Origin of the sequence: Rhodococcus sp. AD45-ID (genome assembly GCF_003023755.1) — a bacterium.
In the GTDB taxonomy this organism is placed as follows: Bacteria; Actinomycetota; Actinomycetes; order Mycobacteriales; family Mycobacteriaceae; genus Rhodococcus_F; species Rhodococcus_F globerula.
In genome coordinates, this window is sequence record NZ_PYHL01000002.1 from 1 (window position 1) to 16,258 (window position 16,258).

At 59.8% G+C, this 16,258-nt stretch carries 10 protein-coding genes and 1 rRNA gene; 7 read left to right on the plus strand and 4 right to left on the minus strand.

The window, feature by feature from the left end:
• Window positions 1-188: 188 nt before the first annotated feature.
• A 5S ribosomal RNA gene (rrf, locus tag C7T36_RS16190) occupies window positions 189-305 on the plus strand.
• A gap of 304 nt (window positions 306-609) precedes the next feature.
• Window positions 610-1,944 carry a plasmid pRiA4b ORF-3 family protein gene (locus C7T36_RS16195; RefSeq protein ID WP_239654826.1) on the plus strand — a complete coding sequence of 445 codons (1,335 nt, stop codon included), beginning with the start codon at window positions 610-612 and terminating at the stop codon, window positions 1,942-1,944.
• A gap of 69 nt (window positions 1,945-2,013) precedes the next feature.
• On the opposite strand, the gene C7T36_RS16200 is transcribed toward C7T36_RS16195, so the two are convergent.
• On the minus strand, window positions 2,014-2,589 hold the full coding sequence (locus tag C7T36_RS16200) for a TerD family protein (RefSeq protein WP_033235982.1): 576 nt from the start codon (window positions 2,587-2,589) through the stop codon (window positions 2,014-2,016).
• 112 nt (window positions 2,590-2,701) lie between these two features.
• Entirely contained in the window at window positions 2,702-5,929 is a 3,228-nt protein-coding gene (locus C7T36_RS16205; RefSeq protein WP_045071496.1) for a DEAD/DEAH box helicase, read from the minus strand.
• Window positions 5,930-6,039: 110 nt separating this feature from the next.
• Here C7T36_RS16205 and C7T36_RS16210 point away from each other — a divergent pair, with 110 nt between their 5' ends.
• Both C7T36_RS16210 and C7T36_RS16215 read left to right on the plus strand, forming a co-directional pair.
• Complete coding sequence (locus C7T36_RS16210; RefSeq protein WP_045071494.1) at window positions 6,040-7,134, plus strand: alpha/beta hydrolase family protein; 1,095 nt, start codon at window positions 6,040-6,042, stop codon at window positions 7,132-7,134.
• Between the two features lie 120 nt (window positions 7,135-7,254).
• Window positions 7,255-8,349, plus strand: coding sequence for an alpha/beta hydrolase family protein (locus C7T36_RS16215; protein WP_052683660.1), 1,095 nt, complete (start codon window positions 7,255-7,257; stop codon window positions 8,347-8,349).
• Window positions 8,350-8,407: 58 nt separating this feature from the next.
• On the opposite strand, the gene C7T36_RS16220 is transcribed toward C7T36_RS16215, so the two are convergent.
• Window positions 8,408-9,778 (minus strand): dicarboxylate/amino acid:cation symporter, encoded by a 1,371-nt coding sequence (locus tag C7T36_RS16220; protein WP_033236112.1) that lies wholly within the window; start codon window positions 9,776-9,778, stop codon window positions 8,408-8,410.
• A gap of 319 nt (window positions 9,779-10,097) precedes the next feature.
• Here C7T36_RS16220 and C7T36_RS16225 point away from each other — a divergent pair, with 319 nt between their 5' ends.
• Entirely contained in the window at window positions 10,098-11,015 is a 918-nt protein-coding gene (locus tag C7T36_RS16225) for a phosphodiesterase (protein WP_033235986.1), read from the plus strand.
• 6 nt (window positions 11,016-11,021) lie between these two features.
• On the opposite strand, the gene C7T36_RS16230 is transcribed toward C7T36_RS16225, so the two are convergent.
• Entirely contained in the window at window positions 11,022-12,437 is a 1,416-nt protein-coding gene (locus tag C7T36_RS16230; protein ID WP_045071533.1) for a stealth family protein, read from the minus strand.
• A gap of 691 nt (window positions 12,438-13,128) precedes the next feature.
• Between C7T36_RS16230 and C7T36_RS16235 the strand changes: the two genes are divergently transcribed.
• Both C7T36_RS16235 and C7T36_RS16240 read left to right on the plus strand, forming a co-directional pair.
• Window positions 13,129-13,488, plus strand: coding sequence for a hypothetical protein (locus C7T36_RS16235; RefSeq protein WP_051730663.1), 360 nt, complete (start codon window positions 13,129-13,131; stop codon window positions 13,486-13,488).
• A 5-nt stretch (window positions 13,489-13,493) separates the two neighbouring features.
• Window positions 13,494-16,232 carry a vWA domain-containing protein gene (locus C7T36_RS16240; RefSeq protein ID WP_230590318.1) on the plus strand — a complete coding sequence of 913 codons (2,739 nt, stop codon included), beginning with the start codon at window positions 13,494-13,496 and terminating at the stop codon, window positions 16,230-16,232.
• The last annotated feature ends 26 nt before the right edge of the window (window positions 16,233-16,258 follow it).

Below are 16,258 nucleotides of genomic sequence, written 5' to 3' on the forward strand. Positions count from 1 at the left end.
TACTAATAGGCCGAGGACTTACCACAAAGAAGCTACGCGTCCACTGTGCGGTATCTGAAACAACACACAGATACCTTTTGAGAGAACCTTGTTTTCTCCATCCCCCAACACCAGAAACATTGGTGTTGACGGGTGGTGAAACACATGGTGATCGAAAAAGTGAGGTTACTGTGACAGTTTCATAGAGTTACGGCGGTCATAGCGAAGGGGAAACGCCCGGTCCCATTCCGAACCCGGAAGCTAAGCCCTTCAGCGCCGATGGTACTGCACTCGACAGGGTGTGGGAGAGTAGGACACCGCCGAACACAACTTGAGAAAGCCCCCCAACATTGTTGGGGGGCTTTTTCGTGTCCCCGAAACACCCCCGGGATCGAGCGAACGGTACACCCGTCGCCTCGGATCGACCGAACGTACTGTTCGCACCATCACTGGCGGGTTAAAACTCCGCAAACAGGGTACGTAGCGACGATAAAACTCATGGGATGTCAGTAGTTCGTGGCATAGTAAACAGCTATGGTTGGCCTCCGCAACTCCAGTGGCTCGCACCTGCGACTTGTGCCGACAGGATTGGATCAGCAAGAACCCGCTGCTTCACAGCAGACTCCCGCTGTGCCCGAACATCCCTCGATGAACTCGCGTGGACAGCGCCGTTCATTGCCGGCAGGTCTACGAATCTCGATTCGGCTTGAAGAGGTGTCCACGCAGATATCACGGCGGTTGATTGTCGATTCCGATTTCACGCTCGACGATTTCCATGCCGTAGTTCAACGGGCAATGGGTTGGCACGATATGCATGGACATTCGTGGCGGAAGATCGGCACACGGTTTCCTGGTGATTTTCTGGAATACACTCCGCGTAATCGTGTGGCTGATCGTCGTAGCCGCGGCCAGAGCGCAGTCGCCGAGAACGAGGTCCACGTTCACGAAGTTCTGATGTCTCCCGGTGACATGATCCAGTACCGGTACGGACGAGCCGGTGCTTGGCGGCATTCTGTGACTCTCGAATCGGTTGACGACGAGGCCGCGGACAAACCAGCGGTGTGCATCGAAGGTGTTGGTGCGTGCCCGCCCGAAGAATGTGCGGGACCTGAAGAATTCGAGCAACTATTGCGGGTGCTGCTTTCCGAGGAATTGCGCTCTCGGGAGTGGACTCTGGAGTGGGCACAAACCGATTTCGAGCCGAATAAGTTTGTGCTGGAGGAGGTCAACGAGCGATTGGCTCGTTGTGTCGGAACGGTGGCGCGCGAGTCCGCTATCGCGTCGTTCCCACGCACCTTCGATATCTGGAATCTTTTCGAATTGCTCGCGCCGGCCAGCGCACCTGAGTTGCATGACGTCTTTGCGATGGCGCGACTCGATGATCGGTCCGAGTCTTCGTCGCAGATACGTGTTGCTGTGGGCGCGCGGCTTCAGATGTTGCTGACGTTGATCGGTGACGATGGAATCGATGTCGAGTCATTTCTGTCGACGGTCGATGCGGCGCTGGACCAGCCGGAACTCGACCCGGTTAATCTTCCCAAGGCTCAGCGTTTGTTTGTGCTGCTCCGAAGCTGGGGTTTGGCCAGGAAGCTGAAGGGCCGGATTGTCCTGACTCGCCGTGGGCGTTCAGCGAGTGCAGATGCAGACGTGTTGTGGAATTGCATTGTCCACGGGGTTCCTGTTGCGTCGGCGGGACCTGCGCGGGCGATTGAACTTCTTGTCCTGCTCGCTGTTGCCGCGGGGCTGGAGCCGTCGGATCGACATCACCTTGTTGCGGGAACTCTTGGCCAGATCCGATCGTCCCCGGTGTTGTTTGCAGAGCCTGCGATTCCGGGCAAGTCTGCCGGCACCACGATCGAGGTTCTCGATCTGGTCGGCGCGATCGGATACGACCTGGTAGGGATGGTCTCGACGTCGGATATGCCCTGGGCGCAGTATCTTGCGCGGGCAGCCCTTCAGCGCTAAAAGTACCGCTGGAACGAACATGGGGTCCGAGCCTGAATCAGGCTCGGACCCCATGTTCGTGGCGCGATGTCAGATGTTGACGCCGTAGTCACGGGCGATGCCCGCTAGGCCTGACGCGTATCCCTGGCCGATTGCCCGGAACTTCCACTCGTTGTTGTGCCGGTACACCTCACCGAAGAGCATGGCTGTCTCTGTGGACGCATCTTCGGACAGGTCGTAGCGAGCAAGCTCTGATCCGGTGGAGAGGTCGACCACGCGAATGTAGGCATTGGTGACCTGGCCGAAGGATTGGAGGCGCGCGTCGGCGTCGTGGATCGATACCGGGAAGAAGATGTTGGTGACGTTGGGCGGTACCGCCGGGAGGTCGATGTTGATTACCTCGTCGTCTCCGTCGCCTTCGCCGGTGAGGTTGTCGCCGGTGTGCTCGATGGCACCGTCAGGGGACCGTAGGTTGTTGTAGAACACGAAGTGAAGATCGGAAAGTACCTTGCGTTCCGGGCCGGTGACCAACGCACTGGCATCAAGGTCGAAGTCAGCGCCACTGGTACTTCGTGCGTCCCATCCAAGTCCGACAGCGATTTTGGTCAGATTGGGTGCTGCTTTCGACAGAGATACGTTGCCGCCCTTGGCAAGTGTGACGCCCATTCAGGTTCCTCTCGTTCGAATGTGGTGATATCCGCATTCGTGAGTTCTGTGTTGTCCGTTCACAAATAACCATACCGTTCCCCGAGATTACGGGTTGGGACAAGCCTGGCGTTTACTCGAATAGCGAACGGATGTCTTCGGCGCCCAGAGTGGAACTGAGGAGTTCGTCGGAGTCCATCACGCTGGCGAACAGCGCGGATTTCTTGGCTTTGAGAGCCATCACCTTGTCTTCGATCGTGTCCTTGGCGATGAGGCGGTACACCATCACGTTCTTGGTTTGGCCGATGCGATGTGCTCGGTCCACGGCTTGAGCTTCGGTGGCGGGGTTCCACCACGGATCGAGAATGAAACAGTAGTCGGCCTCGGTGAGGTTGAGCCCGAAGCCACCTGCTTTGAGACTGATCAAAAACACTGGCGCAGCACCGGTTTTGAACTTTTCCAACACGTCGCCGCGGTCGCGCGTGCTGCCGTCGAGATAGCAGTGCTGGATGTTATCGGCGTCGAGGCGGCGGCGAACGGCGTTGAGGAAACCGGTGAACTGACTGAAGATCAAGGCGCGGTGTCCGCCGGCGATGACGTCGTCCAATTGCTCGAGAAGTGCGTCGACTTTGGCTGACGGGATCGTCGCGTGCTTGTCGTCGATCAGCGAGGCGTCGAGGCTGAGTTGGCGAAGTAGTGTCAGTGACGCGAGGATGGTGAAACGGTTCTTGTCGACGTCGGACAGCAAGCCGAGGATCTTCTGGCGTTCGCGTTGGAGATGCGTGTCGTAGAGCGCGCGATGCTTGGGGTAGAGGTCGATCTCGAGTACTTGTTCTTGCTTTGCCGGTAGGTCGCGAACCACCTGCTCCTTGGTGCGTCTGATCATCAACGGTTTGACACGTCGGCGCAGTTGTTCCAATCGCGCTGTGTCCCCGCCATTTTCGATCGGCCGACGGTACAGCTCGGTGAAGTGGGCGGAATTCGGAAAGAGTCCGGGAGCCGTGATCGCAAGCAGTGACCACAGTTCAGAAAGGTTGTTCTCCATAGGTGTGCCGGTGATGGCGAGTTTGAACGGCGTCTCGAGTTTTCGGGCGCACTGGTGGACTTTGGATTTGTGGTTCTTTGCGAACTGGGCTTCATCGAGGATGAGGCCCGACCAGCTGTTGGCAGAATAGGCGTCGGAGTCGAGGCGGAGCAACGCGTACGACGTGATGACGATGTCGGCGCCGATAATGATGTCGGTGAGATCGAGGTTCTGTCGTTTGAGTGTCCCGGTGACGATGACCGTACTGAGTTCTGGTGTGAATCTGGCTATTTCGGATTTCCAGTTGGAGACAACGCTGGTCGGGGCAACGATCAGAAAAGGTGGTGCCACCGGATCGGATTGGCGTGCACGGGCAATCATCGCCAGTGTTTGAAGCGTCTTGCCGAGCCCCATGTCGTCGGCCAGTATTCCGCCGAGTCCGTGTTCCAGAAGGAAATTGAGCCACCGGAATCCGTCGACCTGATAGGGACGCAGTGTGGCCAGCAATGTCGACGGGACATCCACGTGGTCGATGGAGGCATGGGTGAGCAACCCGTCGACCTGCTTTTTCCACTGCGCTGCTTGATGTTCGACGATTCCGAGCGACGTGAGATCGTCCCAGAGTCCGGCTTGGAACTTGCTGATTCGCAGCGGACCGTTTGGGCGGTCGAGGAGTGAGCGTGCTTCCGCGATGAGGCGTTGCAGTTCACGGAGTTCGGGTTTGTCGAGGCTGAAGTATGCGCCGTCGGGCAACAGCAGTTCGGTGGCGCCGATGCTGAGGGCGGCAAAGATGTCGGCAAAGGGCACTTCTTGGCCGTCTGCGTTGACGGTGACCCCGAGGTCGAACCAGTCCGATCCGGCGCTGTCCGGCGAAGCGCTGGTGGAGAGCCCGATGACAAGCGAATCATCGGTGGCGCGATAGTTGGCGGGTGTCCCGTCGATGGTGACGTCAGCGTCTGGTTGGTCACGGAGCAATGGAAGGACATCGAGTGTGAATCGCATCGTGTCCAGACCCGCCAATGAACCGTGGACCAGTTCTCGCGTGTGTGGCCGAGTGGTGTCGGAGGGGCCGAACAGGGGGCTCACGGTGTCGAGGATGGATTGTTCCTTGGCGGGAGAGCGGCCGTCGAGTGACCCGGGATGTTCACCCACTTCTACGGTCAATCGATCGTTCCCGATGGTGTACTGCCACTCCCACGTCAGGTCAACACCATGATCATCGCCGTACTTCGCTCGCAGGTGAAGGACCGGACCGCTGATCTCGGGTGACGCGTACGAATTGTCGCTGGAGACGATGTCGGCAATTGAGCTGAGTCTGACCGCGAAGCGGGAGGTGAAGGTTTCGCGGTGTTCTGCCGGCACGTCGATGGCGTCGCCTGCGTTGATGAAGTCCTTGAGGGCGGGGGAGAGGGAGGTGTTCAGCGGTGCCAACCGGATTCTGCCGTCGTGGTCGACTGCGTAGATGCCGTGGACAGTGCTACCGATTGTTCCCCAGATCGGTGGGGTTGGCTCTGATGTTCTCTCGCCGTCGTTCGTGAAAAATGGGCGCGGTGTGACTTGAAGTCCGTTGTCCGGACCATGCGTCACGTCGATGCATACGTCCACTCCGTCATCGATCATGACTGGTCCGAGGCTCGGCTTGGCATGGAGGAGTGGGATGCCGGCCTTGCGCGCCTCGGCGAGCAACGCCCACAGGCCAGGACTGGGGAAGTCCGCCAGATCGAAATCGGTGGCGTTGTAGTGGCGGTACGCCGTCCTGGCACTGATCAGTAGGTGGATGTCATTGAGTATCCGGATGTGTTGCGCCGGGTGTTGGTGGAAGCTGCCCAGCTTGTTCCACGCGAGGCCCCCGGAAATCCATCCCCGCGCGCCTGGTTGCACGGGTTTGACCAGTAGTTGGTTTCGTGGGCCGTTGGCGCGCAGAGTGAATTGAATGCCAAGATCACTGGCGCCTCGTTCGACAGGATTCGGCCGAAGTAACGCCCGGATCGAGTCTTCCCAGTTCTTGGGCGCCGGTGGTTGCGAGGACCTCGCCGCGGCAGCTATGACCAGGGCAGCGACGTGCTTACAGTTCATGCGCACCGGGCACGTGCAAATGCCACGGAGGATCGTGGCGACGTTGGTGGTGTTGTTATGGGTGCGCCGGCTGAGGAAGACCGTAGATACGTACTCCTCGTTGCCGATTACTTCGCCTTCGAGAGTCTGGGTCGCCTCGTCCCACTCGAATTCGCGAACGGCTCCTTGTCGGAAATAGTCGAGTCCGCGTTGAAATGTGGTTGTGCCGACAACAGCGCGGATTTGGTCCAGGTCGAGGACTAGGACTGATTCCGGCTGCATCTTTCCACCCTAATCCGCGAGTCCGACACCGCTGTGAAACAGCGGTAATGACCGCCGATTTTAAACTGGACGGTATGTTCACTTTGTCGGATTAGAAATTGGGAGTCTGGATGAATGTCCATGTGAACACGCGTGCCCGGATTGGGAAGCTCGGGGCCGCGCTGATCGCGGCGTGTGTCGCGACCGCGCCGCTGGTCGGTGCCGGTACGGCCAACGCGCAGCAGAGCACCGGCAGTATCGGAAGTTTCGATTTCGGATCGAGCGTTCCCGAGATATTTCGGGATGATCCCGGACCGCTTCCAGTTCTGCGCGACGACATAGTGGCACCGGCAATTGTGGGTGAAGTGCACACCGGAGCGCAGGCGTCGCGCCTGACTGTTGCGTCGCCGGCCTTGAAGCGCGAGGTGGGTGTCGAGGTGCTACTTCCGGCCGACAACTCGGTTCCGCGCCCGACGCTCTACATGCTGCAGGGCGTCGACGGTGGTGAGGGCTCGAACGGCTGGGTGACCATGGGCGGCGCCCCCGCGTTTTTTGCTGACAAGAATGCCCATGTCGTCATGATCAACGGGGGATCAGCGAGCTTGTTCTCGGATTGGGAGAACGAGGATCCGGCGCTCGGATTGCACAAGTGGGAAACCTTCATCGCGAAGGAGTTGCCACCGTTGATCGACGCTCACTTCGGGACCAACGGCGTCAATGCAATCGCCGGGACGTCGATGGGTGCGCAGGGCGCGATGATGCTCGCTCATCGGTATCCGGATCTGTATCGCGGCGTCGCGGTGTTCAGCGGTTGCTATTCGACGATGGATACCTGGGGCCGAACCAGCGTGCAGGCGACGATTACCTCGCGCGGCGGTGATCCGGCCAATATGTGGGGAGAGCTCGGTGGGCCCGAGTGGGAAGCACATGATTCCGTGTTGAACGCAGAAAGCCTGCGCGGCAAGGAGATCTACATCTCCACTGCCAACGGCGCCCCCGGGGCGGATGAAACGCTGCAGACGCCGGAACTGCTCGAGCGGCTGGTTGTCGGCGGCGGGATCGAGGCTGCCGCAAAGGTGTGCACCAAGTTGTTCGATCAGCGATTGCGTTCACTTGATATCGACGCCACCGTGGACTACGAGCCCAACGGCACCCATGCGTGGGCGTACTGGCGTGAGCGCTTGCCGAAGGCGTGGCCGACGCTGTCGAAGGCTCTGGGTGTTTGACGATACATGCGCAGCTGTCGTTTCGCCGCTGATCAGGCGTGGTGCGATGGGCCAGCGGGTGAGTGTGTCCGAATTACACGGTATCTTTCAAATGACTGTATTTAATTGTTTGGGAGCCTGATGTCGAAGTGCCTGACCCCGCTCACCCCCGTGAGGCGGGCGGGAATCGTTGTAACCACTGCGTGTGTGTTCGGACTGCAGGTGCTCGGTATCACTTCGGTAGGCGCGACGCCGATCTCCGACAGTCTCGAGACGTTGGAATACGGTTCGACTGTGCCCGGGTCCATGCAGGGCGACCCAGGGGCACCAGCACAACTGTTGGACGGCATTACGGCCCCCGCAATTGTCGGAGAGAACGTGACTGGACCGCAGTCCGTTCGGCTGACGGTGGCATCTCCCGCCTTGCGACGTGACGTCGGCGTCGAAGTTATCCTTCCCGCGGACAACTCTGCGCCGAGACCTACCCTTTATCTCCTGGATGGTGCCGACGCTCAGGAGAAGTCCAGTGGGTGGGTGCGGTACGGCGTCGCGCCGGATTTCTTTGCCGACAAGAACGTCAACGTCGTGATGATCAACGGCGGCAAGGCCGGCATGTACACGGATTGGGAGAACGAGGATCCGGCACTTGGACTGCACAAGTGGGAAACGTTCATTGCGAAAGAGTTGCCCTCGCTCCTGAACGCGAGATTGAACACCAACGGCGTCAATGCAATTGCGGGCATTTCGATGGGCGCGCAGGGTGCGATGATGCTCGCCCACCGAAATCCGGGCCTGTACAAAGGTGTGGCGGGTTTCAGTGGGTGCTACTCGACCACGGACACCTGGGGGCGCGCCAGCATCCAATCGACGGTCACGTCGCGCGGCGGAAACACCGACAACATGTGGGGGATTCCAGGCGGGCCGGAATGGGAAGCGCACGATTCGCTCCTCAATGCCGAGCAACTCCGCGGAACGGAAATCTACTTGTCCGTCGCGACGGGCGTGGCGGGCGAGAACGAAAATTTGCAGACGCCTGACTTGGCCGATCGTCTGGTCGTCGGTGGCAGTATCGAGGCGGTTGCACACATGTGTACCAAGGCTTTCGACCAGCGTCTCACCGCACTCGGTATCGATGCCACGATCGACTACGAACCGACCGGCACGCACTCGTGGCCGTACTGGCGTGAGCGTTTCCCCAAAGCGTGGCCAACTTTGGCCAAGGCGCTCGGTATCTGACCAGAAAAAATGTCCCCACACCGATCGCGGTGCGGGGACATCTTTTGGTGTGGCCGAATTATGCGTCGACGAGTTCTTCGGCAAACGGATTACCGTTGCGAGGCGCGTTGAAGCGGGCCGTGTCGAGGATGCCTTCGCGCTTGGCCACGATCACCGGGACGAGTGCCTGCCCGGTGACGTTGACGGCCGTACGGCCCATGTCGACGATCGGTTCGACGGCAAGCAGCAGGCCCACGCCGGCAAGCGGCAGTCCGAGTGTCGAGAGCGTCAGGGTGAGCATGACTGTTGCGCCGGTAGTTCCAGCGGTCGCGGCCGAACCGATAACCGACACGACAACGATCAAGAGGTAGTCGGTGAAGTTGAGCGGAACGTCGTAGAAGCCGGCAACAAAGATGGCGGCGATTGCGGGATAGATTGCGGCGCAACCGTCCATTTTCGTGGTGGCACCCAGCGGCACGGCAAACGACGCGTACTCGCGCGGCACGCCGAGATTGCGCTCGGTGACGCGTTCGGTCAGTGGGAGTGTGCCGATCGACGAGCGGGAAACGAAGCCGAGTTGAGTGGCAGGCCAGACGCCGGAGAAGAAGTTCCGAACCGAGAGGCCGTGTGCAGCAATGAGAGCCGGGTAGACGACAAAGAACACGATCGCCAGACCGATGTAGACCGCGGCGGTGAATACACCGAGCGATCCGATGGCGTCCCAGCCGTAGGTTGCGACGGCGGTGGCGATCAGGCCGGCGGTGCCGATCGGCGCGAGACGAATGATCCACCACAGCACCTTCTGGATGATTGCCAGGAGGGAAGCGTTGAACTCGAGGAACTTCTCTGCCTTGGCGCCGACCTTGAGCGCCGCGATTCCGATTGCCGCTGCGATGACAAGCAGTTGCAGAACATTGAAGCTCAGCGAGGTTGTCGCGACACCTTCGGTGACTGACGTCTTGGCACCCAGACCGAGGAAGTTGTTCGGCACCAGGCCCGTGATGAACGCCCACCACGATCCGGAGCTCTTCGGTTCCTTGGCAGATTCGACGGCAACGTCGGTACGTGAACCGGGATCGGTGATCAGGCCGACGACGATGCCGATGATGACCGCGATGAATGCCGTGATCGCGAACCACAACAGAGTCTGCACAGCCAATCGAGCGGCATTGGCAACCTGACGCAGGTTTGCGATGGAACTGACGATGGCGGTGAACACCAGCGGAATGACCGCGACCGTCAGCAGTTTGACGTAGCTGCTGCCGATGGTCTGGACAGTTCCGACGAGCCAGTTCACATTGCCGTCGGCGGCGTCAGGCATCGCGCGGGCAACCAGACCGAGAATGACACCGATAACCAGACCGGCAACAATCTGAGGTCCGAATGACGTTGCCCACGAGGGGAACCGGGTTTTTGATTCCGGCACGCCGGTAGAGGTGGAGCTGGGCATGACAATGCCTTTCAAAAAATTGAAGAGAGCGAAACGCGGCACGCCGTGAAGAAGTTCAGGCGGGGTTTCGTGAAAATGTTTCCTGGTACGCGTCTATCAGGCCGAGCGCGGACACATTGCGCTCGCCTGCAGGCGAAGGTCGACGTAGCGTCGAGAGGTCAGGAACAACACTGCGAAGACTCTACTCGCAGCTTCAACTACCGATGATTCCGGGCGGTCCATGGGTGTGCGTGAACGAGGGCCGGAGACTCGATGACTACTGTCGAGGTTCGGTAGGTGCACCGGTACCTGCGCGTCGGCTAGCGGAAGCGAGAGACCGATGAGCGTTCGACATGCCGAATATCCACGTCCGAAGCACTTCCTGGTGCATATAAGCGACACGCACCTCGTCGAGGGTGGGGACCTGTACGGCGCCGTCGACGCGACAGCTCGACTGCGGCAGATTCTTGCCGGCGTCGAGGCGTCAGGGGCGCGTCCGCGGGCGTTGGTGTTCACCGGCGATCTCACCGACAAAGGGGAGTCGGACGCGTACGAGACGCTGAAATCGATCGTGGAACCGGTGGCAGGCAGACTTGGTGCCGAGGTCATCTGGGTGATGGGTAACCACGACGATCGGGAACACTTCCGGACGCGGTTGTTGAACGAGTCACCGTCGACCCGGTCGGTCGATCGGGTCTACGACATCGACGGCCTCCGCATCATCACGCTCGACTCCACTGTTCCCGGCCACCACTACGGATCGATCAGCGACGCCCAGTTGGATTGGCTGCGAACACAATTAGCGACTTCAGCGCCCGACGGAACGATTCTCGCCCTTCACCACCCGCCGATTCCCTGTATCCAGGATCTGGCTGTGCTGGTCGAACTACGAGATCAGCCGCGGTTGGCCGAAGTGCTCCGGGGAAGTGACGTGCGGGCAATTCTCGCGGGCCACCTGCATTACTCGACGACGGCGACGTTCGCGGGAATTCCCGTGTCTGTCGCATCGTCGGCCTGCTACACCCAGGACCTCAACGTAGCGGTCGGCGGACAGCGTGGCCGAGACAGCGCACAAGGCTGCAATCTCGTCCACGTGTACGCCGACACGATTGTTCATTCGGTAGTGCCGCTCGAGCGCGACGACGTTGTCCGCGACGATACGGTGGGTGAGGCCGTCAGCGCCCGCGACGCTGCGGCGCGTCTGGCGGACGCAGGCATTCGCATCGGTGAGCACAACGATATTGCCGTCGCGCAGTAGTATCCGTCAGGCCTCCCACGGCGCTTTGACGGGATAGTAGTTCTCGAGGAATTCGGTGACCTTACGGGTACGTAGTTCGAGATCGATTTCCGGTTCACTACCGTCGTTGAGGCAGAAGAAATCCATCGAACGGTCTTTGAGTAGTGAATTCATCTGTCGCAAACCGGCTTTGACAGTGGTGTCGACGTATTTGACGGTAGCCGACTTCTGTACGACGGAGCGGCCGCTCATCAGCGCGTAGTAGTGGTACAGCGAATTGGTGACCGAAATGTTGGTGCTTGCGCGGAAGGTACTCGCAGCGGTGGCCGCAAAATCGTCCGCGAATTCGCGTTCCATTTCCGCCATGACACTTTTGCGTAGCGGGGTGGCGGCATGCTCGAGGTGCCGAGTTGTCATCAATCCGAATCGCTCTTGTAGTAGACGTCGATTGACCCGAGCCGCATTCTCGAATCCGCTGCGATCGTCGTCGTTGTGTCCCAAACCTATTCGCGTATCCGCCTCGATGAACATGCTGATTCCACCGGGCGAGAAGAACATGTCGGGGCCGACGGATCTGCCGAAGAACATGTCGTCGTTCGAATAGAGGAAATGTTCGGAGAGTCCGGGTATGTGATGCAGTTGGCATTCGACCGCTTGAGAATTGTGAGTGGGCAGTACAGACGGGTCGGCAAAGAACTTTTCGCTGGGCATGAAAGTGACCCGAGGATCGTCGGCCAGCCAGGCCGGACGATCGGAATCGGTGGCGACAAAGATTCTTCGGATCCACGGCGCATACATGTGCACGGACCGTAGTGCGTACTTCAATTCGTCGATTTGACGGAATCGTGCTGCGGATTCGTCACCTTCACCGACAATGTAGTTCTGCATCCGAAGTGCGCGTTGCGCCTGAAATTCCTCGGAAGAACCGTCCACCCAGGAAAAGACGAGGTCGATGTCGAAATTGATGTCGGAGGCATGGGCGGCAAACATGTTCTCGATCGTCGGCCACACACGGCCGAAACGCTCCACCGTTCCACGAACTGCTTCTTCCGGACGCACCGTCCGCCGGGTCAGTGAATTTTCGATGGGCAGAACGATCTCGGTGTCGGACATCGACCACAGTTCGATCTGAAGTCCGATATTCGCGCCGTAGTTCAGGCCACTCGCCAGATGAACGCGCGGCCGAAACAGTCGAAAGATGCGGGCTTTTGGTGTGGAGGACAGTGCGCCGTCGGCTATCAAGAGCGCTGGACTCTTCTTCGCGTCGAGAGTCTTCGAATAGAAGGGTGTGTTCTGACATCCGTCGATCAGCGCGCGGCGCAATTTCTTTCGGTTGGCCCAATTGACCGCGATGACTGCTCGTTCGTCGTTGCCGCGTACGAGGAGGTATTCGACACCGGCCGCGTCGAGAATATCGCGGATGAACAGCAGGTCCTCGATCATCGCTTCGAGCGGGGTTGTGGTGACGATAGGGAGGGCAAACCGATTCTTGAACCGCACAGTTTCCGGGCGGTCCTCCAATCGAGCGCGCACGGAGGACGAGACGGGTTTCACTGTGTCAGTGGTGTCCTGCTCCGGGGGTACGAAGTAGATGTCGTGCGGAGCGGGAGATTGTGTGATGACGTGCCTTTCGATGACAGGGCGCGCGGAGGCGGTGTCGTGCCAGTCTAGTCGGGGCGTCGCGTCGTTTTGCAGATCAGTACTCGAGGCAACGGGGGAGGTGCTTTAGCGGGTCTTGAATGATGGGTCAGTGTGTGCTATCGGTGGCGAAATAGGCTAACTCCGTTATGTCGACTTGGCCCATTTTGAGGGCCAACGACGAAATTGTCCGACTCATGTGGTGATATGTGTTCGTGCAAGTCGGGGCGGGGAAGATCCATCAGTCCTAATTGCATATGTAGCAAAGACCCATGATCGACCGAAATACACAATTAAGTGCACTCCGAGTTCTGGTTACCGTTTTACATCCCATTGCAAGGAGCGTTCCTTGGTACGACCACCCGACCCATTCGACTTCAGTGACTATTCGCGCCCGCAGCCCGGACATGGCGGTCCACCTGATCCGGGAGTCGGGGATTTCACCCGGTCTTCAGGCGGATTCAATACGCCGCCGGCACCGAATCAGCATCCGGGAATGCCGACCGGTGATTCGTTCAGCGGGGCAGGCGCCAGCACTGTCGTTCAGGTACGCACTGCACCGACCGCATGGCTCGCCGCCGCAGGCGCGGTCGCGACGATCGGATTGATCGTGGCCGTTGTTGCCTTTGTAGTACTCGATTCGGGTCCGGTCGCAGTAGTCGCCTGGATTCTCGGTGGCCCAGTGGCAATTGGGTTGCTTGCGCTCTTTACGTATCGCGACACACAGGCGCGTGCCAGTGCGTTCTATACGGAGCCGCTGTGGGTGTCGTCGGTGACCCGTGTCGTACTCGCTATTTCATGCATTGCAGTGCTGATCAGTGCATGGAACATTGCTGATTGGATTGGACGACTGTGAGCAGAATGCGCATCGGTGCGCTCTTCGTTTTCGGAATTCTGATGCTCAATGCGGTCGGCGGATTAAGCGTGGCCACCGCACAGACGGCCGCGAATGCGGGTTCTGCCGTTAGTGACTTCGGTTCGTGCCTGGCGTCGCAGCAGACGGGAGATCTTCTTCTCCTCATTGACGAGTCCTCGAGTTTGCAGACCTCCGACCCGGACGCGGCGCGAGTGTCCGCGGCGAATTTCCTGCTGGATCGCCTTGCTGCTTTTGGTGAATCGGCAGCAGTCGACCTCAATGTCGCGATCGCGGGATTCTCGAGCGACTACACCGTACATACCGAGTGGATTGCTCTGGATTCTGGGAGCGTGCCCACCCTCAAGAGCTCGATCGAACAGTTCCGTGGTCGGACAACTGGCGTCGACACCGACTACTGGGGTGCGATGAACGGTGCCCAGAACGATTTGAGAGACCGCCCGCAGAACGCCGACGGATCCAGTCGGTGCCAGGCAATTGCATGGTTCTCCGACGGGAAATTGGACTTCACCGAACGCGACGCCAGCAAGCCATACGCGCCGGGGATCGACTTGGGCTCGCCGGAAGGTGTCAAGCAGGTCGTCGCAGCTGCCACAGAGTCGATTTGCAGACCGGCTGGCATTGCAGATCAGGTCAGAAGTGCAGGAATCAAGATGTTCGGCATCGGTCTTGCGTCCGGAACCGCCGCTGCCGCCGACTTCGATCTGATGCATGCGATTACCTCCGGTGCATCTGGTGATGGCGCGTCGTGTGGCGCAGTACAGGCGCCATCCCCTGGGGAGTTCTTTCTCGCTCAGAACATCGACGATTTGTTGTTCGCGTTCGATTCCTTCAGTACCCCGGGGCAAGCGCCGCTCGAACGCGAGAGTGGTGTCTGCGTCCAACAGGTGTGTGAAGAAGGTAAGCATCGGTTTGTGCTGGACCGTTCGATCAGTGCCGTAAACGTGCTCGCGTTTGCCGACGCCGAAGGTCTGGTACCGACTGTGGTCGCCCCGAACGGTGCGCAATTGGCGTTGCCCTTGACCGCTCTGCGAACGGATTCTCGCGGACAGCTCGCCGGTATCGAGATCAACTACCGCTGGGAGTCACCGAATTCGGTGTCGTTCTCGATGTCGGATGCCGGCTCGGATCAGTGGCAGGGTGTGTGGGCGCTGGCATTCGTCGATCCGACAGGAGCCGCAGCACAAGCGCGATCGAAGTCGAACATCCACATCTCAGGCAATTTGTTCCCCGCATGGCTCGGCCAGAAAACAACCGCGGTTCACACGGGGGAGAAGACCAGTGCCATCGAACTCGGAATTGTGGGTGCAGATCGTGCGCCCATCGATCCAGCGTCGTTGCTGGGTACGGCCGTGCTCTCCGTCTCAGTCGTGGACTCGTCGGGGACAGTTCACGACGTGGCAGCTCCGTTGCCCAAGGATCGAATCGGCGAGTCGGTTGAACTCGATCTCACTGACGTGCCGCCGGGAGATGCGACGCTGCGCCTGACCCTGGATGTCACTACCGCGGACGCGACGCGTGTCGACGGTGGTGTCGAGCCGGGAACCGCGCTGACAGCTCAGTCGGTCGACATCGCGCTGCCGATTGCGCCGCCGATCGGTTACCCCTCGCTTCCCGCTCGCGTCGATTTCGGGACTCTCGAAGGCGCCGGTATTTTCGAGCGCGATCTAGATGTCACCGGGGCAGGATGTGTTCGATTGGACTCGGGTCAGTCGGTGTCATTCACCGGTTCGCCGGACGGAATCGGATCGGTGGCCCTGACTGGTCCGGCTGAAGAGGCTCAGTGTCTCGAATCGGGTGGGACTCTCCCGGTGTCGATCGACATCGAAAATGCCGTCAACGGAACGGTCAGCGGAACGATGTCGCTGCTCGTGTCGCCGGTTGGTGAGAGTGATCGCGAGATTTCGGTTCCGGTGCAGTTCACCGCGGACGTCCAGAAGCCTGTCGACACCGGCACGTTCTGGTTGACGCTGATCGTGGCGCTGTTGCTCGGTCCGGGCATCCCGCTCTTGCTTCTGTATGTCGGTAAGTGGTTGACCGCCAAGATTCCGCCGGGTGGGCTCAAGGCTCAGCAATTTCCCATCGAGATCCGAAATGGTGAGATTCTCCGCGACGGGCGCCCCTTCGGATTGCGCGACCGCGATCTTGTCGATTCGGTGCGGGGAATGCATGAAGCTACCCGGATCCTCGACGCAGCCGGCGTCGAATTACGAACTCATGTAGGACTTTCGCCCGTTGGAGCCGGATACGTGAGCGCGCGTCTGCCGGGGATGCTGGGGGCGTCGGGTTCGAATCCGGCGACGGACAAGGCCGGTGACGCACAGCTTCCGTTGGCGGTGCACAACTCGTGGGCCGTGTTCCATGATCCGAACGGTTCGCCGGAGGTCGCGACCTTATTGCTGCTGATCAGTACGGATGCGGACAAAAATCGGGTGGAGCGGGTGCTCGACGATGCCCGGCGCAACGTGGCTAACGCGGTGTCCCAGCTGCGCGGGCGAGCCGTCGACACGTCGGGTGCAAGTGGGCCAAGTGATTCTGGCACGCCTCCTGGTTCACCGATAGTCGACCCCTTCGGTAACTCACAGGTAGGTGCTCAGTCAGGTGGTTACCCGGCAGAAGGATCGGCCTGGGCGCCGCCGGGGACTTCCGCAGGCACCGCGGATCCGTTTGCGCCTCCGAGCGGATTCGATCCGTTCGGGCCACCGGACAGCCGAGGCAGGCAATGACTTTCAGCGTAGGCATCGTTATTTGG